Consider the following 20,966-nt stretch of genomic DNA (forward strand, 5'->3'; position numbering starts at 1 on the left):
TCAACTTTCACTATCTTAGGTATCAACCGAATATTCGCCGGGTTGATTCCTCACGCGAGAACAGCTTCATGAGTACACCCCTGATCTTCATCGATGGCGACCAAGGCACCACCGGGCTGCAAATCCAGCAGCGTCTGCAAGGGCGCACCGGCCTGCAGTTGCTGACCCTGCCAGCCGAGCGGCGCAAAGACCCGCTGCTGCGTGCCGAGGCCCTGAATGCTTGCGACATCGCCATTTTATGCCTGCCGGATGACGCCGCCCGCGACGCCGTCGCGATGATTGAAAACCCTGCGGTACGAGTGATTGATGCCAGCTCTGCGCACCGCACCAGCGCCGGCTGGACCTATGGCTTTGCCCAGATGCACGCCGGGCAGGCCGAACAGATTGCCAAGGCCCGGCGCGTGAGCAACCCTGGCTGCTACCCCACCGGGGCGATTGGCTTGTTGCGGCCGTTGCTGGATGCCGGCCTGCTGCCTGCCGATTACCCGCTCAGTATTAATGCCGTGTCGGGCTACTCCGGCAAAGGCCGCGCCGGCATCGAGCAGTACGAGGGCGCACATGCCGCCGACGCGCCGGCCTTTCAGGTTTATGGATTGGGGCTGACGCACAAGCACGTACCGGAAATCCAGCAGCACAGCGGGCTGAACCAACGGCCGCTGTTCATCCCGGCCTACGGCGCTTTCCGCCAAGGGATCGTGCTCACCGTGCCGCTGCAGCTGCGGCTGCTGCCCTCGCGGCAGGCGAACCAACGCACCCGCGCCGCCGATCTGCACGCCTGCCTGGCGCAGCATTACGCTGCCAGCGACTACGTGCAGGTGATGCCGCTGCAACAGTCTGCGGCACTGAGCCACCTCGACCCACAGGCGCTCAATGGCACCGATGCGCTGCGCCTGATGGTTTTCGAACATGACGAGCACGCCTTGCTGGCAGCAGTGTTCGACAACCTCGGCAAAGGCGCAGCGGGTGCCGCGGTACAGAATCTGGATCTGATGCTCAGCGGCGCCTGACAAGAAAAATGGCCGTCACCATGTTCTAATCGCCGGCCACTCCAAACACAGGGACCGTTGTAGATTGAACAGGGAAATCATCCTCATGCGCCACGGCCAGCCCGCGTTGGCCAGTGTCGCAAAGCTTTCACCCGCTGCCATGCGCGGCTGGATTGCCGACTACGAAGCTGCCTCGATCACCGCCCAGCCACCTTCCCAGGCCAGCCTGGAGCTGGCCGGTCGGGCCAGGCGGGTCATTTCCAGCAGCGCGCCGAGGGCGCTCGCTTCACTGGCTGCGCTAGGCCTAGAGCCGCAACTGAGCGAAAGCCTGTTTTGCGAGGCTCAATTACCCCATGGACGCTGGCCCCTGCCACGTCTGTCGCCGTTCACCTGGGCGTTCATTCTGCGCATGCGCTGGCTGTGCGGTTTCAACGGCCAGGTCGAGTCCGCCGATCAGGCCCGGGCGCGCGCAGCCCAGGCCGCCTCGCGCTTGCAATCAATGGCCGACGAAGGCCCGCTGCTGTTGATGGGTCACGGCTTCATGAATCGTCTGATCGGCAAGCAACTGCAAGCCCAAGGCTGGACCCGTCACTCCCGTGACGGCCAGGGCTATTGGAGTGCGGCGGTGTACAGGCTGCCCGCAAGCAGCGTGTGACCTGACCCGCCTGAGGTCAGTCCAACCCGGTCCGGCGCATGACCACCTGCTGCCTTGTTGAAAACAATCGCAGCTCAGCGTGCGCCTGTTGATCTCCGATTCTCTTGATGGATGCAGTAATGAAAACAACCCTGGCTTCGTCACTTTTCACCATTGGCCTGCTTGGCTCTACAAGCGCCGTGGCCCAGAGCCCGTTGCTGTGGCATGACGAAAGCATCACTTACCTGTACGGCAAGAACTTCAAGATCGACCCGGCGATCCAGCAGACCATCACCCTGGAACATGCCAGCGCCTGGACCTGGGGCGATCTGTTTGTGTTTGTCGATAACATCTGGTTCAACGGTGCGAAGTCGGGCAACGGCCACCACAACATGTATGGCGAAATCAGCCCGCGACTGAGCGCTGGCAAGCTGTTCAACACCGACCTGTCGTTCGGCCCTATCAAGGACGTGCTGCTAGCCAGCACCTGGGAGTTCGGCGATGACGATGTGGATGCTTACCTGCTTGGTCCGGGTTTCGACCTGGCGGTTCCCGGCTTTGACTATTTCCAGCTGAACTTCTACTACCGCCAGCCTGACGGTGACCGGGTGCGTGCCGGTGCCTGGCAGATCACCCCGGCCTGGTCGTACACCCTGCCATTGGGCAACTCGAACCTGGTGATCGACGGCTTCATCGACTGGGTGGTCAATAACAAGTCCAGCAGCGGCGGCAAGCAGAGCGACTACCATGCCAACTTGCACTTCAACCCGCAGATCAAGTACGACCTGGGCAAGAGCCTGGGTTACGAGGCCAAACATCTGTATGTCGGCGTGGAGTATGATTACTGGTCGGACAAATACGGGATTAAAGACAGCCAGGTGTTTGCGACCGACCAGAACACCACCAGCCTGCTGGTCAAATACCACTTCTGAGCCAGCGCTGTTTGACTGGGTGTTTGCCGCGCTGTCGCACGGCAAACACGGGACTCCGTAGACCGGCCGGTCGGCGATCCGCTTTAGCCGGGAAGCCTTCGCTGCTGAAGCAGCTCCTACGAGCGAGAACGGTCGCGCACTGGCTTCAGCTCTTTTCAGTCTTGGGCGCACCCTGCGCTTCAACCGTCGACACCTTGCCGTTATCCAGCGCGGCGATCTCGCGCTTTGCCGTAGCCAGATCAAAGGCGTTGTCCCACTTGGCAATCGCGATGGTGCCGATGCCATTGCCGATCAGGTTGGTCACGGCCCGCGCCTCATTGAGGAAGCGGTCGATACCCAACAACAGCACCAGCCCCACCAGTGGAATGGTGTGAATGGTGGTCAGGGTTGCGGCCAGGGTCACAAAACCCGCACCGGCGACACCCGCCGAGCCTTTCGAGGTCAGCAGCAGTACACCCAGTAAGACGCACTGGTCCATGACCGTCAGCGGCGTGTTGGTGGCTTGGGCAACGAAAATCGCGGCCATGGTCAGGTAGATGCAGGTGCCGTCAGCATTGAAGGTGAACCCGGTGGGCAACACCATGCCGACCACCGATTTCTGGCAACCGAGTTTTTCCAGCTTGGCCATCATCCGCGGCAGCACCGACTCAGTGGAACAGGTGCCGAGCACGATCAGGATTTCATCCTTGAAGTAGCGCAGGAACTGCATCAACGGCAGGCCAGACCAGCGCGCCACCGCGCCGAGAATGATCAGGATGAACAGCAAGGTGGTGACATACAGCGCGATCAGCAGTTGCCCCAACGACAGCAAGGTGCCGATACCGTACTTGCCGATGGTGAACGCCATGCCTGCACCGGCACCGATAGGTGCCAGGCGCATGACCATCGCCACGATTTTGAACAACCCTTGCAGCAACAGATCAATGATGTTGATCAACGGTTTGGCGACCGGCCCCATCTGCACCAGCGCCACGCCCATCAGCACCGACAGCAGGATCACCTGCAGCATCGAACCTTTGGCGAAAGCATCGACAAAGGTGTTGGGAATAATGCCAAGGAAGAAGTCCACCGTACCGCCCTGCTCATGCGCGACCTGGGTGTACTTGCTGATGGTGCTGCCATCGAGCTTGCTGGAGTCAATATTCATGCCCTCGCCGGGCTTGAGGATATTGACCACCACCAGGCCGATGACCAGGGCAATGGTAGAGAGGATTTCAAAGTAGATCAGCGCTTTGACACCAATGCGCCCGACCTCCTTGATGCTGCCCATCTTGGCCATACCAACCACCACCGTGCCGAAGATGATCGGCGCCAGCAGCATCTTGATCAGCTTGATGAAACCATCGGCCAGCGGTTGCAGTTTGGCGCCGAAGCCAGGTTCGAAGTAACCCAGCAGACCACCGATGACGATGCCGATCAGCACCTGCACATAGAGCTGGCTGTACCAGCGGGAACCGGACTTTTCCATGTTGTCGCACCTCGTCTTGTTCTTGTTGGGAGGGCATGCAGAAGGGCACCTCTAAAAACTACCTGCGTGGCCATCGCGTTGTTGAAATCAGGCTCAAAATGCTCATTTACAACCCGTAAAATCCGCTTTCTCGCCTGATTTCGCCTAGCGCTGCCTGCCTCGCCTACGTTTTTAGAGGCACCCCGGCAGCGGCCGCCACACCAGACGGCCGCTGCGGGGCATCAACGTTCGCCCAGCTCGCGCATCACCTCATACAGCGCGGCCTTGGCTTCGAAACCCACCCCCGGAATGTCCGGCAGGCCGACGTAGCCGTTTTCGACGCGGATGCCGTCGGCAAAGCCGCCAAACGGCTGGAACACGTCCGGGTAGGACTCGTTACCGCCCAGGTGCAGACCGGCAGCAATGTTCAGCGACATCTGATGCCCGCCGTGCGGCACCACGCGCCGCGACGACCAGCCCAGCTCCTGCATCACGTCGAGGGTGCGCAGGTACTCCACCAAGCCGTAAGACAGTGCGCAGTCGAACTGCACGAAGTCGCGGTCCGGGCGCATGCCGCCGTGGCGCAGCAGGTTGCGCGCATCCTGGTGGGAGAACAGGTTTTCACCAGTGGCCATCGGCAGGTCATAGTGGTTGGCCAATTCGGCTTGCAGGGCGTAGTCCAGCGGATCACCGGCTTCCTCATACCAGAACAGGTCGTATGGCTTGAGCGCTTCGGCGTAGGCAATCGCGGTTTTCAAGTCGAAGCGGCCGTTGGCGTCTACCGCCAGGCGCTTGCCACTGCCGACCACATCCAGCACCGCTTCGATGCGCGACAAATCTTCGGCCAGCGGCACGGCACCAATTTTCATCTTCACCACGTCGTAGCCACGGTCCAGATAGCTCTGCATTTCGGCCTTGAGCTGGGTGTGGTCCTTACCGGGGTAGTAGTAACCGCCGGCGGCGTAGACCCAGACCTTGTCGTCGGCTACGCCATTGCGGTAACGGTCGGCCAGCAGCCGGTACAGCGGCTTGCCTTCGATCTTGGCTACCGCGTCCCAGACCGCCATGTCGATGGTGCCCACCGCCACCGAGCGCTCACCATGACCGCCGGGCTTCTCGTTGGTCATCAGGGTTTTCCAGATGGCGAACGGGTCGAGGTTGTCGTTGGCCTGATCGATCAGCGATTCGGGGCTGGCTTCGCTGATCCGCGCCAGGAAGCGGTCGCGCATCAGCGCGCCCTGACCATAACGGCCATTGGAGTTGAAGCCGTAACCGATCACCGGCTTGCCGTCGCGGATCACATCGGTGACCACCGCGACCACCGAGCAGGTCATCTTCGAAAAGTCGATGTAAGCGTTGGCAATGGGCGAGGCAATGGAGACGGTTTTTTCGCGGATATCAACGATGCGCATGGCGCTGTCCTCTTGTTGTGTTGAGCACAACGTTAGGCGCATCCCGCCGTGGCGAATAATGCCGTTATCGCGCCGGGCAATGCCGAAACAGCATTGCCCGAACTTGGCTGGGTACGAAATATTTGCTTTAGGCGTGCTATAACGGTTCACCCCCATGCACAGGCAGCATCACTATGGAACTGGTCTGGCTCGAAGACTTCATCGCCCTGGCCGAACACGGCGGCTTTATTCGCGCAGCGCAAACCCGGCATGTGACCCAACCGGCATTCAGCCGACGCATTCGTGCGCTGGAGCAATGGATGGGGGTCGAGCTGTTCCAGCGTTCGGCTCAGGGCGCAACCTTGACGCCGGCCGGCGAGCATGTGCTGGCCAGTGTTCAGGATGCCGCAGCACGCCTGTACCGCATCCGCGAAGAAGCCCGTGAGGTGGCCGGCACGGCGGCCAAGAGTCTCCGGTTCTCGGCGACCCATTCGTTGTCGTTCACGTTTTTTCCGAAATGGATCCGCCAGCTCGGGCGTGGCGCCCCGATTGAGGCGGTGCGCCTGCAGTCCGACAGCATGGCCGAGTGTGAGCGGCTGCTGATGCACGGCCAGGTGCAGTTTCTGATCAGCCATCGGCACCCGCAGGTGCCACCGAAGCTGCCGCCGGGCCAGTACCTGAGCAAGGCCATCGGTGAGGACAGCCTGATTCCGCTGATGGGCGCCGACGCCGGGTTCAGCGCCGACCTGCAAACTCTGCCCTACCTGGCTTACAGCAAAGAGTCAGGGCTGGGGCGGATCATCGACCATCACCTGCAAGACAAGGCCGGTTACCTGCACCTGCAACCGTCGTTCAGCAGTCATCTGGCCGCGGTGCTCACCTCCATGGCGCTTGAAAACAAAGGCGTGGCCTGGCTGCCCAACAGCCTCACCGAGCAGGAGCGGGCCGACGGCAAGCTGGTGCGGGCGCTGGATGACAGCTGGGACATTCCGCTGCAAATCCACCTGACCCGCCCGCTGGCACCCTTGCCGCCGTTTGCCGAAGCGTTCTGGGCCGGGCTGGACTGAACAGTTTTCAGTTACCTGATCGGCCCAGTCGCTTGGCCACCGGTCTATAACCCGAACGGATGCACCAGCGGCCGGTGTCGCTCGATTTTCACCGGTGCCTCGGCCAGCGGCCACTGGGCCAGGGGTTCATACTTGCCCTTGTAGGACTCATACAGGACAAACTCGCGGGCGCTCAGGTGAAACTCGGTGCCCAACGGCGCCTCCGGCACCTCGCCACGGTAGTCGCGCAGCAGGGTCACGTGGGGCTGAAACTCGCGAGGGTCGACGGCAAAGCCCAATGGCAGCATGGCCTGCTGCAGTTCATACACCCAACGCAAAAAGGCCGCTTGCGGGTACTCCGGCACCAGCACCAGGGCCTGGCTGCGCCGCCAGACCTGCAGTTGGTCGAGCACAATCGACGGCGACGCAGCCAGCGGGCGCAAGCGCGCAGCCGCCTCGGTGATCGCTGGCAGCTGTGACACGCCGACATCGCCCAGAAACATCAGGGTCAGGTGAAAATTCGCCGCCGGTACCGGACGGCCGCCGCGCAGTTTCAAGTCCGAGCGCCAGCGTGAAATGGCCTTGGTTTGCGCACCATCGCAAGGCAAGGCGAAGAACAACCGCTTGAAGGGCTCGTTGGGGGTGAAGTCGTTGCTGCTCATCGGGCGTTCCTCCATGCAGTAATCGGTACCAACATACCCTATTGCGATGGAGGGTTGCCAAGCGGTTGAAGTTCACAGAATTGAACGCCGGTGAACGGAGAACGCGACTCAAGCCCGATAGTGTTCGGTTAAACGCTGCACACTTCTATCGGAGCTACCTTGGTATGGGCGGCACTCCGACGAAGAGCCCGACAAAGCCACCACCGATGCAATGCAGCGAATGTGCCGCCGCCCTCGCGAGCAAGCTCGCGCCTACAGGCCTTGCCACTCCTGCACCAGCAACTCAACCAGTTCGCGGGCCGGCAGCTGGCGGGCCAGCGGTGCGCCCTGCCCGGCCCAATGCGCAGCAAACTCATCGCTGCCGGTCCTGGCCGCTGCGCCATTGAGCTGCTTGGCCGCATCATAGGCCAGAGGATAAGCCGCAGGCTGCACACCGCCCCGCTCGGCATGCTCGATAAACCGATTGACGATGCCCCGCGCCGGACGCCCGGACAGCGTGGCGGTCAGCCGGGTCACAGCCGCGCGCGGGCTTTTCAGATTGGCGCGATAACCCTGGTTGGCCGCCGACTCGGGGCAGAGGATAAAAGCCGTACCCAGTTGCGCGGCAGCCGCCCCTAGATCCAGCGCAGCCCGAATCCCCTGGCCGTCCATGATGCCGCCAGCGGCAATGATCGGCAGGTCGATGTGCTTGACCAGCAGCCGCACCAGCACCGAAGTGCTCAACCGCTCATCAACCGCCTGCGGGTCGAACATCCCGCGGTGCCCGCCGGCCTCAATGCCTTGAGCAACGATGCCATCAAAGCCCAGCTGTTGGATCTGCAGTGCCTCGGGCAGATTGGTGGCACTGGCCAATGTGTAAATCCCGGCCTGTTTGAACGCTTGCAGTTGCGCCCCAGACGGCAGGCCGAAATGAAAACTGACCACCGCCGGGCGTGTGTCGAGCAACATCTCGAACAGTTGATCATCGGCGGCAAAGCTCTTGTAAATCTCTGCCAGGGCTGCCGGCGGCTCGGCTGCAAATTCATCGAACAATGGCTGCAAGTGCCTGAGCCAGGCCTGCTCGCGCGCAGCATCGCGCACGGCGGGCGCATGACAGAACACATTGACGTTGAATGGCCGGTCGGTCAGTGCTTGGGTCTGCTCGATCATCTGCCGGGCCTGGGCCACCGTGCTGGCGCCGATGCCCAACGAGCCCAGCGCACCTGCATTCGATACCGCCGCTGCCAGTTCAGACGTGGCAACTCCGGCCATGGGTGCCTGGATGATCGGATGGGTGCCCAGCCGGGCAGTAAATGCGTTAGCAAAACTCATGATCGGCTCCAGCGGATACTCAAGTAAAACGGCGATTGATAATTATCATATTGAGAATAATATAATCACATTATTCTTCAATGGTGAATTTAATTGGATCTGGAAAGCCTGCGCATTTTCGACGCTGTGGCCGCCGAGCTGAGCATCACTCGCGCCGCCGCGCGCCTGGGTCGAGCGGCCTCGAATGTCACCACGCGCATCCAGCAACTGGAAGCAGAGCTTGCCACCGAGCTGTTCATTCGCAGTGGTAAACGCATCGCCCTGTCGCCGGCCGGCCAGCAGTTCCTGAGCTACGCCCGGCGCATGCTGGCGCTGGAGGATGAAGCACGGCAGATGCTCAACGGCAGCGCCGAGGGCGGCAGCCTGCGGGTCGGCAGCATGGAAAGCACCGCCGCCAGTCGCTTGCCTGAGCCGCTGGCCGCCTACAGCCTGGCTTATCCGCAAACCCGTTTACTGATCAGCACCGGCCCCTCGGTGGTGCTGCTCGAACAGCTTCGTCAGGGCTTGCTCGACTGCGCCTTCGTGGCCTTGCCCGAAGATTTGAACGATGAACTGGCGATGGCCACCAGCGGCTTGCAAGGCATGCAACTCTGGCAAGAACAACTGCTGCTCCTGCTGCCAGCCAGCGAGGCTGAAGTGCAAAAACCTGCTCAGGTACGCACTCGCACCTTGGCGGCGTTCAAATCCGGTTGCACGTATCGGGCGCTGGCCGAGCAGGCGCTGCAAACGGCCAATGATCCGCGCTGGCAGTTTCAGGAATTGGGCTCTTATCACGCCATGCTGGCCTGTGTGGCCGCAGGTGCGGCGGTGACGGTGTTGCCGCGCAGCGTCTTGCAACTGTGCCAATATCCGGTGCAGTTGCCGACTCTGGACCTCGGCAACCGCACGACCTGGCTGGTGTGGCGAAGGGGCTATGCCACACCGGCATTTGAACGTTTTGCCGAAATAATTCGGCACCATGCAGGAGCGGCTTCAGCCGCGAACAGAGTGCAACCGCTTCATGACTAGGGTCGCGAAAGCGCTGTATCAGTCTTCGCAGAACCTCAACCGGTTACCGAACGGGTCATGCACTTCCAGCAGCCGCCCCCAGGCCTGCTCGACGATTTGCGGGCGTCCGTAGCCGTATTGCTTGGCGTGCAGCTCATCGCGCAGCGCCTCGACACCCTGCATCGGAATGAAAATGGTCGCGCCGGGGCTGGCATCGCCATGGTGTTCGGACAAGTGCAGTTGCAGGCCATCGCGTACGATACCCAGGTACAGCGGCAGGCCTGGCTCGAAGCGGTGTTCGAACTCGACACTGAAACCCAGGAAATCCAGATAGAACTCCCGCGCCTTGGCTTCGTCGAAGCTGCGCAGGATCGGGATTGGTTTGGCGAAGCTGATCGCGGCCGGTGCAGACTGCTCGGGCAGCCGCGCTGCCGCAACATTCCAGTCCTTGTAACCCAACTGTTGGGCGACCAGTTCCAGCGCGGCGCTATGCGAAAGTACGCTATCGGGCAACGCAGCGCGCAAGCGCTTGGCCATTTGTTTGGCCTGTTCAATGGTGATCATCACAGCTCTCCGGTCAAGGCAGTCCGGTGCCCGCATTGCCAAGCCTCGACGCTTGAAAGCAGCGATAGGGTTGGGTGTGTACAGCGATGCTTTCACCTTCCTGGCCGGTAGAGGACGCAGGGCGAGCGGCGGGCAGCGTCAGACCGGTGCTGATGCTACACACCGGCCCGTACTGTCAGCAAGCGCAGTACTCAGAACTGCCTGAACATGGCCTGGACCTGCGCCGGATCCTGGCTTACGGTCAGGGCCAGCATCAACAGGATGCGCGCCTTCTGCGGATTGAGGTTGTCGCCCAACAGGCCCGGATAGGCGTCATCGGCAGGAATGTAACCGCCGCCGGTACGCGATGAACGCACCACGATCACCCCTTGCTCGATGGCCTTGCGGATCGACGGGATCACAAAGTTCGATTCGCTGCCTGCGCCGACCCCAGCCACCACGATGCCCTTGGCCTGATGCGCCACCGCAGCGTCGTACATGTAGCCGTTGTCATTCTGATAACCGTAAATGATGTCGACTTTGGGCAAGCTCTCCAGTTTCGACACGTCGAACGGCGTCTGCAGCGTATGCTGTCGGGCCACGCGGTTGTCGAAGTACGGCTGCTGGTTGACCAATCGTCCCAACGCCCCGGCGCCAAACGATTTGAAGGTATCCAGGGAATTGGCGTCGGTCTTGCTGGTGAAACGCGCCGCACCGATCTGGTCATTGAGCACGATCATTACCCCGCGCCCCTTGGCCTCGGGCGATGCCGCCACGCTCACCGCCTGGAGGATATTGCTCGGCCCATCAGCGCCGATGGCGGTCGCCGGGCGCATGGAACCGGTGACCACTACCGGCTTGTCGCTCTTGACCACCAGATTGAGAAAGTAGGCGGTTTCTTCGAGGGTGTCGGTGCCATGGGTGATGACCACACCCGATACATCCTTGTCCTGCAACAGCGTATTGACCCGTTTGGCCAGCTTGAGCAGCAGGCTGTTGTCCATATTGTCGCTGCCGACGTTGGCAACCTGCTCAGCGTTGATGCGGGCCACTTTGTCCAGCGCCGGTACCGAGGCGACCAGCGCTTGAGCCGAGAGCACGCCCGGCTTGTAGCCGGTGGTCTGGCTGGCCTGCTCGGCGGTACCTGCGATGGTGCCGCCAGTGGCCAGGACGGCCACGGTGGGAAGCGGCTGTTGAGCCATGACGGATGTACCGGAAATGAACGTCAGAACGACGGCTGCAATGCCTGCATGGATTGTTTTCATTATTTGGCTCTGCACTGTAAGGGGAAAGTGGCCAGACGCTCCTGATCATCTGGCCGATTGGACGGCTATCTCAGGCTTCGAACACCGGGTGCGAGGCTTTTTCAATGGCCGTCATGGCTTCGGCACGGGTCATGACCCCGGACTCTTCCATGATTGCCAACAGCGTGCGGCCTTCCTGTACCGACTGACGCGCCAGCTTGCTGACCTTGGCATAGCCCAGTTCCGGCACCAGCGCGGTGGCCACCGCCATGGAATCGGTGAGGTGCGCCAGATTACGGGCTTCATCGGCCTGGATGCCGGCCACGCACTTTTCCCGAAAGCGCTGAATGCCACGGGTCAACAGGGTGATGCTGTCGAACACCCGGGATGCGACCACCGGCTCGAAATGGTTGATTTCCAGCTCACCGGCCTGCGCCGCCTGGGCCACCGCAACATCGTTGCCAATCACCGCAAAACTCAGCTGGATCATTGCCATCGGCAGCACCGGGTTGACCTTGCCGGGCATGATCGACGAGCCGGCCTGGGCTTCGGGCAGCTTCAACTCACCAATGCCGCCCACCGGGCCGGACGACAACTTCGTCAGGTCGGTGGCGATTTTCGCCAGCGAGGCCGAACAGGTACGCAACTCACCGGATACGCGGCTGAACACATCCATGTTCTGCATGGCATCGAAGGCATTGTCCGGAGCCTGATAGTCGACACCGGTGATCACACCCAGATGGCGGTAAACCGCCTTGCGGTAGGCGGCCGGCGCGCCAAAGCCGGTGCCAATTGCGGTGCCGCCCAGTGGCAGGGTGCGCAATTTATCACGCACCGTGGCCAGCTCGACCGCCAGCCGATGGGTCAGCGAGGCGTAGCCGGAGAACAGCTGGCCCAGACGCATTGGTTGGGCGTCCTGCAGGCAGGTACGGCCCAGGTGCAGGATGTCGGCGAACTGCCCGGCCTTGGCGTCGAATTGCAAGGCCAGTTTTTCCACTTCCGCAATCAGCCCACCGAGCATTGCGTAGGTGGCGATCTTCAGTGCCGCCGGGTATACGTCGTTGGTCGACTGCGAGATGTTCACGTGATCATTGGGATGCACGCTTTCATAAGCACCGGGGGCGTGGCCGAGAAACTGCTGGGCACGGTTGGCGATGACTTCGTTGAAGTTCATGTTGGTCGACGTACCGCCGGAGCCCTCCAGCAGGTCGACGATCAGCGAATCATCGCAGTGCCCGGCGATCACCTCACGGCAAGCAGAGACAATGGCCTCACACTGCGTGGCGGCCAGTACGCCGCTGTCCAGGTTGGCCAGCGCTGCGACCCATTTGCACTGAGCAAAGGCATCGCGAAACGCCGGGTAATGGGCCACGGTCAATGGTGAAATGCTCAGGTTGTCGAAACCGCGCACCGAGTTCACGCCATACAGCTTGTCGGCCGGAATCTGCACCGTACCGACGTAATCCTGTTCAACTCTCACATCCAGACGATCAAAAGTACTCACGGGTGTCTCCCTCATCCAATCTGACCAAGGCCTCGACACCTTTGCCCAGGGCTGCAAGCCTCGGCACAAAGGAGTTGAGGATGACTTCACGCGCCGACTCGCAGGCATCTGCGAAGAAGGCGCTGTATTCGTTACGCCGGGCCACCAGGTACAACGAGCGTTCCAGGCCCAGCTCCGGGGTTAAGTGGGCAGTGACGTTCTCCACCCAGGCCGAGGCCTGCAGGAAGCACATCGGGCTGGTGACCGCCCAGCCGATGCCCTCGGCTACCATGGCGGTCAGGGCATCAGCGTTATCCAGCTCCAGCCGGTTCGGCACCCGCACATTCAGGCCGCGCAGATGCCGCTCGATCTGCAGACCGACCTGGGACTGGCGGTTGAAACGCACCACCGGCAACACATTGGCCAACGCCCTGATGTCGTCCAGACTGCTCAGCTGTTTGTTCAGCGCCTTCGGGGTAATGGCGAAGTAACGCTCGGAAAACAGCCGGTAGCGGATCAGGTCGTTGGCATCCATCAACGGATCGCTGCTGACGATCAGGTCCAGATCACGACGCAGCAGCGACTCGCCCTGCTGCGGGCTGAGGCCGGTGCGCACCGAAAGCTGCGCCACCTTGCCGAGCATCTGCCGGGTGAACATCGAGCCGCAGGTCGAGGCAAACGAGTCCACCAGGCCGATCCGCAGGTCCGGCTTCACGCCCCGTCCGGCGTCCAGCACCTGGGCCTTGAGGTTGCTGATTTCCTCGTTGAGGATCGAACCGCGGTTGCGCAGCGCCAGGCCGAACGGGGTCAGGCTCAGAGGCCGGGTGGTACGGTCGACCAGTACCACGCCCAGTTCGTCCTCCAGTTGCCGGACCATTTGCGATACCCCGGACTGTGAGATTCCCATGCGGTTTGCCGCGGCAGACATGCTGCCCTCCTCGGCTACAGCGATGAACACCTGTACCGCGTACATGTCGATGAATCGGGTGCCAGTCATGGGAATCCTCACGTGATCGGGTCGATGGTTAACCAGCGATCATTTTCCTTCAGGGCTTGGCGCCTGTACCGTGAAACTGCCGTCCGGGCTGCCAGCCAGCGGCTTGACCCCGGCCAGGTCTTGCTGGCTGGTTTCCGGCGCAAAGGCGTGGCAGAACAGCCCACCGAACAGCAGCACGCCGACACACACGCCCAGCGCGGTCTGCACGCCCAGTTGTTGCACGGCGATCGGCAGCAGGAAGGTGGCAAAGGCCGAACCGAAGCGGCTGGCAGCCACCGCCATGCCGATCCCGGAAGCCCGCAGGTGGGTCGGGAACAGTTCTGGGGGGTAGACGAACTCCAGGTTCACCGCAGCGGCCAGCACACAGGCGAAGAAACCGAAGGCAATGATGGTGCCCAGCGGCCCGAACCCGGCGTAGGCCAGTACTCCCAGACCCAGGGCGCTGAGATAGAAGGTCCCGACCAGAAAGGCCCGCCGCGAAATCTTGTCGATGATCATCAGGCCCAGCAGTGCGCCGGTCATCAGCAGCACGTTGTAGACCAGCCCGCCGACGAACTTGTCCTGCACGTTGAGCGCTTCCAGTACCCGTGGCGAGAAAGTGCCCAGGGCGAAGAACGGGATCACCTGGCAGGTGTAGAACACACAGCCCACCAAGGTGTTCTTGCGCCAGCGCTTGCTGAACAGCTCACCCAGGCTGCCGCGGTTCTTCTGCGTGGCCGGTGCTGCCGCTGGCAAGGTCACGTGCGGACCGAACCTGGCCTGCACGATTGCCATGGCTTCGGCTGTGCGACCACGAGCCATCAGCCAGATCGGCGACTCGGGTACTCCCAGACGAAACGGCAGGATCAACAACGCCGGCACCCCGCTCAGAGCCAGCATCAGACGCCAGGCATCCGGACCGATATCGCGGATGGCAAAACCCACCAGATAAGCCGCTACATAACCCGCCGCCCAGGCGGCCGCCAATACACTTAACAGCCGCCCGCGATACTGGCGCGGCGCAAACTCGGTCACCAGTGATTTACTGACGACATAGTCGAAGCCCAACACCAGCCCTAACAATAAGCGCAGGACCAGAAGTTGCTCCGCTGAAGTAACAAAGAACTGCGAGGCGGAAATAATTGCAAACAGCAACATGTCCCAGGCGAAGATGCTGCGGCGACCGAACTTGTCGGCCAGCGGGCCGGCAAACAGGCTGCCGATAAACAGCCCCGCCAATGAGGCAGCACCCAGCAGCCCCATCCATAAAGCCGTGAGTTGCAAGGGGCCTGCCGCCATGCTGACGGCAATGCCGATGATGCCCAATACGAATCCGTCGCTGAACTGTCCTCCCGTGCCGCTGAATACCGTTCTGATATGAAAACGGCTCAGCGGAAGATCTTCGAACGAAACTGAATGACTCATTCGTGTCTCCACTTGCTTCTTATAGTTGTGGGACCGGTATTAACCACCGGGGTACGAGTGAGTGTACGGCTGCTTGTTCAGGGAAACAGCATGTGCAATTGCAGTATCAGCAATACTGATACTAGCCTGCTTAATTGTTGATGACGGAGGTTTAGAACACACTCGCAGGGCCCGGACAAAACAGCAGTAACTATCGACGCTTTCGCTTTGCCGCCCGATGCCCTACCATGCCGCTCGCCGGTTTCCACCAGGAATTAATAGGGAATCCGTCGCTCGCCAGGCGGCTCAAGCACCTGACCCGCGAACCGGAACTGCCCCCGCAACTGTAGGTGCCGAGCCTGCTCCACGATGCCACTGGGTCGAATGATCCGGGAAGGCCGGAGCCGGGCCAGGACGCACCAGTCAGGAGACCTGCCGGCAAAAAATCAACCAACCGGCGGGGTGTCCGGGATGGACATCCGCGCCCGGCTCCGGGTGCAGCCCTGTGCTTATGGGGCTTATCGATGCCTGTCCGGGCGCCTGCCTTTGTGCAGCTTCGACAGGAGTACCGCAGCATGCTCGCTCGCCTTATCACCCTGGCCGCCACGTTCAGCCTTGCCGGTCTGGCCCAGGCCGCCGCCACCCAGTACCCGTTGACCATCGATAACTGTGGCAAGCCACAGACTTTCGCCCAGGCTCCCGAGCGCGCCGTCACCATCGGCCAGGCCGGCACGGAAATTCTTTATTCGCTGGGGCTGGGCGACAAACTGGTGGGCACCTCGTTGTGGTTCAACAATGTGCTGCCGGAGTTCAAGGCGCAGAACGACAAGGTCGAGCGCCTGGCCGACAACGATCCGAGCTTCGAGGCGGTGATCGGCAAGCGGCCGCAACTGCTGACCGTGCAGTTCGAGTGGATGGTCGGCCCCCAAGGCGTGGTCGGAACCCGTGAGCAATTCAGCGACCTGAAGATCCCCACCTACCTGCTGCCCTCGGACTGTGAGGGCAAGGACAACCTGGTCGGTGCCGACGGCACCCGCACCCAGAACTTCCAGATCGATACCATCTACAAAAGCGTCAGCCAGTTGGCCGAGATTTTCGACGTGCAGGAGCGTGGCCAGCAGTTGAACGCCGAGCTGAAGGGACGCCTGGACAACGCCACCCGCAAACTGGCCGGCAAGGACCTGAGCAACACCAGTGCGGTGTTCTGGTTCTCCAGCGCCGACCTGGAAATCGACCCCTACGTTGCCGGCCGCCAGGGTGTTGCCGACTTCATGCTGCAAACCCTGGGCGTGCGCAACGTGGTCGAGTCCAGTGAAGAATGGCCGACCGTGGGCTGGGAAACCCTGGCCAAGGCCAACCCGACCTGGATCATCATCGCGCGCATGGACCGTCGGCGCTTCCCGGCGGACGACTTCCAGAAGAAGCTGGAATTTCTCCACCAAGACCCGGTGACCAAAAACATGGACGCGGTAAAAAACAACCGCATCATCATCCTCGACGCTGATGCGATGCAGGCTGGTGTGCGCCTGTTCCGTGGCCTGGAAACCCTGGCCAGCGCGTTTGCCAGTGGCAAGGCCGAACAGCCATGAGACGTTTGGCCTGCTGGCTGCTGCTCGGTATCGCACTGCCAGCGACAGCAGAAGTCTGGGAAGTCAAAATGCTCACCCGTGGCGCCGAGGGCGCCATGGTCTATGAACCGGATCACCTGCACATCGCTGCCGGTGATACGGTGCGATTTCTGCCCACCCAGAGCGGCCATAACGCGGCCAGCCTGACGGGCCTGCTACCGCAGGGCGCCGATGCCTTCAAAAGCCCGTTGAACAAGCCGTTCGAACACACTTTCAGCGTGCCGGGACTGTACGGCGTGCAGTGCATTCCGCATCTGGCTATGGGCATGGTCATGCTGATTCAGGTGGGTGAAGCAAATAGCCAGGCGGGTCTGCCAGATGACCTGCCGGCGCGGGCCAAAGAGCGTTTTGCTACGCAACTGCAGAATTTGCGGGCTTCACGCTAAGTTGGTGGACGCGCCATTCCACCGGGCCGCGCCGCCCTTAACTGATCGGCATTATCCCGTAGGAGCGGCTTTAGCCGCGAAGGCTTCCCGGCTAAAGCGGATCGCCGCCCGGCCGGTCATTCAGGCCGTTTGAGCAGGCAGGTGTCCATGATCCAGCCATTGGCTGCCCTCGCCTGCTCACGCAGCCGCTCGATGTCTTCTGCCACATCGCGCAGCTTGCCTGAAACGAGGATTTCATCTTCCGTGCCCAGGTAAGCGCCCCAGTAGACCTCCAGATCCTGGTCAACCAGGCTGCGCAAGCCATTCCCGGCATCGAGCATCACCACCACACTGTCGACATTATCGGCAAAGCCTTCGGCCACAAGCCGCCCGGGGGTGATCGCGATCGAGCGACCGATATTGTTGAGTGCCACCTTGTGCTGTGCGGCCAGGGCCTGGACGCTGCTGATGCCGGGAATCACCTGATAATCCAGCGCGTGACGCTCGCTCCGGCTGATGGCCTCGATGATACGGATCGTGCTGTCATACAACGACGGATCGCCCCAGACCAGAAACGCCCCGCACTGCCCGTCTTGCAGCTCTTCGTCAATCAGCCGCTCGAAGACCAACTGTTTGGCCGCATTGAGTTCAGCGACGCTCTGCCGGTAATCCTCAGCGTCACCTGCCCGTGACGGGCTCGGCGCTTCGACCATGCGGTAGTCACGGTCCTTGATGTAACGCTGGCAGATGTCCCGACGTAGCTGATTAAGCTTGCCCTTGCTCAGGCCTTTATCCATCAGGAAGAACACATCCACCTGATTCAGCGCGTTGACCGCCTGGACAGTGAGGTAGTCCGGGTTGCCGGCACCGATGCCAATGATCAGGATGGTTTTCATGACACCTCCAGCCAGCACAACCACCGGAACCTTTGGGCTTCAAGCGGCCACGCTTAGGCCGCGCAGCTCTGTGCCGGGGTCGCGGTGACAGACTCTGGCCAGTTGAGCGCCTTGGCCAGCACGGCAACCTCAGCGCACTTTTGCACGGCGCTGGCCAGCCCGCCGTGCCGTCCGGCATCAGGCAGGCCATCACCGGCTGCGGCGGCCGGACCGTGCAGCAATGAGCACGATGGCGCGACCCACAGGCGTTCACCAAGCCTTTCGTGAGCATGGCGCAACAGCGCCAGCGCCCGGTCCAGATCGCAGCGCTGCGGCTGGCGAGCGTCGACCAGCCCCAGCGACAGGATCTTGTAAGCCGGCAAGCGGTCGAGAATCACCGGGTAACGGGCCGGGGCGCAAGCCAGGTCGATGTGCAGGCCATCGACCGGTAATCCGGCGGCCAGGCCAAGGTTGTCTTCCAGGCCACCGAAATAAGTGGCGACCAGCTTCTTCAGCGGTTCGCGCTGCAGCAGGTTGTAGACGCGCTCATAGGCATTTTTCCACTCCTGCGGCAGGTCGAGCACCAGGATCGGCTCATCGATCTGCACCCACTCGACACCCTGGGCAGCCAGGCGCTGAAAGATCTGGCCATACAGCGGCAGCAGGCGGTCGACCAGTTCCAGTTTGTTGAACGCCTGGTCCTTGGCCTTGCCCAGCCACAGGTAAGTCAGCGGGCCGATCACCACCGGTTTGACCGCATACCCCAGCGCATGGGCTTCGTCGACTTCTTCGAACAACTGCTCCCAGCTCAGGGAAAACGCTTGATCGGCGCTGAACTCAGGGACCAGATAGTGCTCCTGAGTGTCAAACCACCGGCTCATGTCGTCGGCAGTGGCGTCACGGGCCATGCTGAACAGCGTCTGTAACGTCGGCCCGAATTCGCCTTTGCTACGTACATGCGGCGCGACCACGCCGAACATCAGCGAGTGGCTCAGCACCTGGTCGTACCAGGCGAAATCACCCACTGGCAACAACTCGATGCCGGCCCCCTTTTGCATTTGCCAGTGCGCGCTACGCAACTCGCGGCCTTTGGCACGCAACCCGGCTTCGTCGAGCTCGCCGTTACAGAAGGCCTCACGCGCCTTGTTCAGTTCATGGTCGCGGCCAGAGCGCGGAAAACCCAGATTATGTGCCAGGGCCATGGTGCAATCCTTCGGTGCAGATAGTCGATGGCCAATTGTCGGCAAGCGCAGCGACTGAGACAAACTCATATAATTTGAGATGAACTAGAGTTTTTCTCATATTCGCATTTATCCCCTGCTCAATCGCCGCTTGGCCGTTCTCGCCATGTCGCTCTCAGACAACAGGCACCCACGCCACCAGTCGACAATAAGCGCCTTGCCCCACCGGTAGCGACATGATGATCAGCCTCAAGCAGGCCCTTAACGAGCAGCCTTTCGTTTGCCTCGTCGAATTCGTGCCCAAGCCCACCGCGAAAAGCTTCGAATCGTTCGAGACGCTGATGCAGCGCGGCGATTTCTGCGGCTGGCCGTTGCTCGGCACGATTGCCGACCGGGTCGGCAGCCGTTTCGACCTGACGCCGCTGGATGCCTACAGCCGCCTGTCGCGTCCGGTGCCGGCGCTGGTGCATTTTTCCGGCAAGGACCGCGAGCGCGCTGACCTACTCGGTCAGCTCGAACGCATCGACAATCTGGGTCTTGAGCAGTTGTTCATCGTCACCGGCGACCGGCTGCCCGGCCATGAGCCGGGCCAGCAGCCGGTGCGTTACCTGGAATCGGTATCGGCCTTGATGATCGCCCGGCAGGCGCGCCCGCACTGGCTGCTGGGCGCGGCGCTGAACCCGTTCAAGTACCGCGAAGAAGAAAGCGGCGCGCAGTATTTCAAGGCTGAGAAAAAGCTCAAGGCCGGTGCGGATTTTCTCAGCCTGCAACTGGGCTTCGATGCGCAAAAGCATCTCGAAGCCCTGGCCTGGATGCGCCGCCAACCCTCGCCCAAGCCAATGCTGGCCTGTGTCATGGCCTTGACGGCAGGCCGGGCCAGAATGCTCGAGCATGTGGCCGGGACGGTGGTCAGCCCCTCGATGCTGGAGGCGGTGAACGCCGAGGCCGAAGTCTCGAAAGCGTTCGCTCAACAGCGCAGTATCAGCCGCCTGGGGTTGCAGATTGTCGGCCTGAAACTGATGGGCTATGCCGCAGTGGAGCTCTCTGGCGTACACGACGCCACGCAAATGCACGCGCTGGAGCAGGCGGTCAACGACTGGCAGGCGCAGATTACCGACCTTGAACAATGGTCCAGCGCCTGGCAGGCCAGTTGGCAGATGCCAGGGCTGGCACCGGTGAGCTTTCAGCCGGCCGGCGAAACCTGGCAACCGGGTCAATCGCAGGCCAGAGCCAGCAACAAAGAGCAGCTGCGTTACCACCTGATGGACGCCCTGCATCACCAGCTGTTTAGCCGCACCACCTGGCTGAGCCGTGCGTTTGGCTGGGCCGTGCGACGGCCAGTGTGCGCGACGGCGGGTGGTGCGCGCCTGTTGCACCGCCTGGAGCGCAGTGCCAAACGCCCTATTGTTGGCTGCGATAGCTGTGGCCGCTGCCGCCTGCAAGACACCCTCTACGTGTGCCCCGAGACTTGCCCCAAAGGCCTGGCCAACGGGCCATGCGGCGGCACAAAGCTCAACCGCTGCGAATTTGGCGACCGCGAATGCATCCACAGCATCAAGTACCGCATCGCCAAGACCGTGCAGCAAACCGACATGCTGAGCGACCGGCTGATTGCCTGCATCCCGGTCGAGACCCGGCATCGCAGCTCCTGGCCGCAGTGGTTTGAGGATGCAGTGCCCTCGGTGCAAAGCCCCCAGTTGATAGAAACCCGGCGCTCGCAAGAGCCGGTCGACGCTCCGGTTGCTAGCAAATAAAGCGGTACATTCGCAGCAAATGCTGTGACTTTACCGGCCTCTTCACGACCAAGGTCGTTCCCACCTTATTTCAGATTAGAATTGAGGTGGGAACGACCTTGGTCGTGAAGGGGCCGG

At 61.6% G+C, this 20,966-nt stretch carries 18 protein-coding genes, 1 pseudogene and 1 riboswitch; of the genes and pseudogenes, 8 read left to right on the forward strand and 11 right to left on the reverse strand.

Annotated features, from left to right (window positions below; genetic code table 11):
• Positions 1 to 68 precede the first annotated feature (68 nt).
• From argC to NJC40_RS21595, 3 genes are all read left to right on the forward strand, one after another.
• A complete protein-coding gene (gene argC / locus NJC40_RS21585) occupies positions 69 to 1,007 on the forward strand; it encodes an N-acetyl-gamma-glutamyl-phosphate reductase (protein WP_253142245.1) in 939 nt (312 codons plus the stop codon).
• A gap of 64 nt (positions 1,008 to 1,071) precedes the next feature.
• Entirely contained in the window at positions 1,072 to 1,641 is a 570-nt protein-coding gene (locus NJC40_RS21590; protein ID WP_253142244.1) for a histidine phosphatase family protein, read from the forward strand.
• A 119-nt stretch (positions 1,642 to 1,760) separates the two neighbouring features.
• Positions 1,761 to 2,552, forward strand: coding sequence for an outer membrane protein OmpK (locus NJC40_RS21595; RefSeq protein ID WP_253142243.1), 792 nt, complete (start codon positions 1,761 to 1,763; stop codon positions 2,550 to 2,552).
• A gap of 145 nt (positions 2,553 to 2,697) precedes the next feature.
• On the opposite strand, the gene dctA is transcribed toward NJC40_RS21595, so the two are convergent.
• Together dctA and NJC40_RS21605 are read right to left on the reverse strand one after the other, a co-directional pair.
• A complete protein-coding gene (gene dctA, locus NJC40_RS21600; protein ID WP_253115755.1) occupies positions 2,698 to 4,020 on the reverse strand; it encodes a C4-dicarboxylate transporter DctA in 1,323 nt (440 codons plus the stop codon).
• A gap of 221 nt (positions 4,021 to 4,241) precedes the next feature.
• Entirely contained in the window at positions 4,242 to 5,411 is a 1,170-nt protein-coding gene (locus tag NJC40_RS21605) for a mandelate racemase/muconate lactonizing enzyme family protein (protein WP_253115753.1), read from the reverse strand.
• Positions 5,412 to 5,584: 173 nt separating this feature from the next.
• On the opposite strand from NJC40_RS21605, the gene NJC40_RS21610 reads away from it, so the two are divergent.
• Entirely contained in the window at positions 5,585 to 6,457 is an 873-nt protein-coding gene (locus NJC40_RS21610; protein WP_045491812.1) for a LysR family transcriptional regulator, read from the forward strand.
• Positions 6,458 to 6,501: 44 nt separating this feature from the next.
• Here the strand turns inward: NJC40_RS21610 and thpR are convergent, their stop codons facing one another.
• Together thpR and NJC40_RS21620 are read right to left on the reverse strand one after the other, a co-directional pair.
• On the reverse strand, positions 6,502 to 7,098 hold the full coding sequence (gene thpR / locus NJC40_RS21615; RefSeq protein WP_045491813.1) for an RNA 2',3'-cyclic phosphodiesterase: 597 nt from the start codon (positions 7,096 to 7,098) through the stop codon (positions 6,502 to 6,504).
• Positions 7,099 to 7,350: 252 nt separating this feature from the next.
• On the reverse strand, positions 7,351 to 8,409 hold the full coding sequence (locus tag NJC40_RS21620) for an NAD(P)H-dependent flavin oxidoreductase (protein WP_253142242.1): 1,059 nt from the start codon (positions 8,407 to 8,409) through the stop codon (positions 7,351 to 7,353).
• A 93-nt stretch (positions 8,410 to 8,502) separates the two neighbouring features.
• Here NJC40_RS21620 and NJC40_RS21625 point away from each other — a divergent pair, with 93 nt between their 5' ends.
• Positions 8,503 to 9,417 carry a LysR substrate-binding domain-containing protein gene (locus NJC40_RS21625; RefSeq protein ID WP_253142241.1) on the forward strand — a complete coding sequence of 305 codons (915 nt, stop codon included), beginning with the start codon at positions 8,503 to 8,505 and terminating at the stop codon, positions 9,415 to 9,417.
• Positions 9,418 to 9,435: 18 nt separating this feature from the next.
• Here the strand turns inward: NJC40_RS21625 and NJC40_RS21630 are convergent, their stop codons facing one another.
• The 5 genes from NJC40_RS21630 to NJC40_RS21650 form a co-directional block, all read right to left on the reverse strand.
• Positions 9,436 to 9,960 (reverse strand): glyoxalase superfamily protein, encoded by a 525-nt coding sequence (locus NJC40_RS21630; protein WP_045491816.1) that lies wholly within the window; start codon positions 9,958 to 9,960, stop codon positions 9,436 to 9,438.
• 191 nt (positions 9,961 to 10,151) lie between these two features.
• On the reverse strand, positions 10,152 to 11,141 hold the full coding sequence (locus NJC40_RS21635; protein ID WP_253142240.1) for an asparaginase: 990 nt from the start codon (positions 11,139 to 11,141) through the stop codon (positions 10,152 to 10,154).
• 133 nt (positions 11,142 to 11,274) lie between these two features.
• Positions 11,275 to 12,687 carry an aspartate ammonia-lyase gene (locus tag NJC40_RS21640; protein WP_253142239.1) on the reverse strand — a complete coding sequence of 471 codons (1,413 nt, stop codon included), beginning with the start codon at positions 12,685 to 12,687 and terminating at the stop codon, positions 11,275 to 11,277.
• The gene (locus NJC40_RS21645; protein ID WP_253142238.1) at positions 12,674 to 13,663 is read right to left on the reverse strand and encodes a LysR family transcriptional regulator; all 990 of its coding nucleotides are present in this window, start codon (positions 13,661 to 13,663) and stop codon (positions 12,674 to 12,676) included. The genes NJC40_RS21640 and NJC40_RS21645 overlap by 14 nt, the downstream gene beginning before the upstream one ends.
• Positions 13,664 to 13,702: 39 nt before the next feature.
• Positions 13,703 to 15,067, reverse strand: a complete 1,365-nt coding sequence (locus NJC40_RS21650) for an MFS transporter (RefSeq protein WP_253142237.1) — start codon at positions 15,065 to 15,067, stop codon at positions 13,703 to 13,705.
• 221 nt (positions 15,068 to 15,288) lie between these two features.
• A riboswitch (cobalamin riboswitch) is annotated at positions 15,289 to 15,500 on the forward strand.
• Between the two features lie 121 nt (positions 15,501 to 15,621).
• Here NJC40_RS21650 and NJC40_RS21655 point away from each other — a divergent pair.
• Positions 15,622 to 16,635 carry an ABC transporter substrate-binding protein gene (locus NJC40_RS21655; RefSeq protein ID WP_253142236.1) on the forward strand — a complete coding sequence of 338 codons (1,014 nt, stop codon included), beginning with the start codon at positions 15,622 to 15,624 and terminating at the stop codon, positions 16,633 to 16,635.
• On the forward strand, positions 16,632 to 17,060 hold the full coding sequence (locus NJC40_RS21660; protein ID WP_045491818.1) for a pseudoazurin: 429 nt from the start codon (positions 16,632 to 16,634) through the stop codon (positions 17,058 to 17,060). Before NJC40_RS21655 ends, NJC40_RS21660 begins: the two co-directional genes overlap by 4 nt.
• A gap of 116 nt (positions 17,061 to 17,176) precedes the next feature.
• Here the strand turns inward: NJC40_RS21660 and cobF are convergent, their stop codons facing one another.
• Positions 17,177 to 17,935 (reverse strand): precorrin-6A synthase (deacetylating), encoded by a 759-nt coding sequence (cobF, locus tag NJC40_RS21665; protein ID WP_253142235.1) that lies wholly within the window; start codon positions 17,933 to 17,935, stop codon positions 17,177 to 17,179.
• 89 nt (positions 17,936 to 18,024) lie between these two features.
• Positions 18,025 to 19,116: pseudogene (locus NJC40_RS21670) on the reverse strand (5-methyltetrahydropteroyltriglutamate--homocysteine S-methyltransferase); the annotation flags it as partial.
• A gap of 218 nt (positions 19,117 to 19,334) precedes the next feature.
• On the opposite strand from NJC40_RS21670, the gene NJC40_RS21675 reads away from it, so the two are divergent.
• Positions 19,335 to 20,849 (forward strand): methylenetetrahydrofolate reductase C-terminal domain-containing protein, encoded by a 1,515-nt coding sequence (locus NJC40_RS21675; protein ID WP_253142283.1) that lies wholly within the window; start codon positions 19,335 to 19,337, stop codon positions 20,847 to 20,849.
• Positions 20,850 to 20,966 lie beyond the last annotated feature (117 nt).

It is taken from the genome of Pseudomonas sp. 21LCFQ02 (genome assembly GCF_024129895.2).
In the GTDB taxonomy this organism is placed as follows: Bacteria; Pseudomonadota; Gammaproteobacteria; order Pseudomonadales; family Pseudomonadaceae; genus Aquipseudomonas.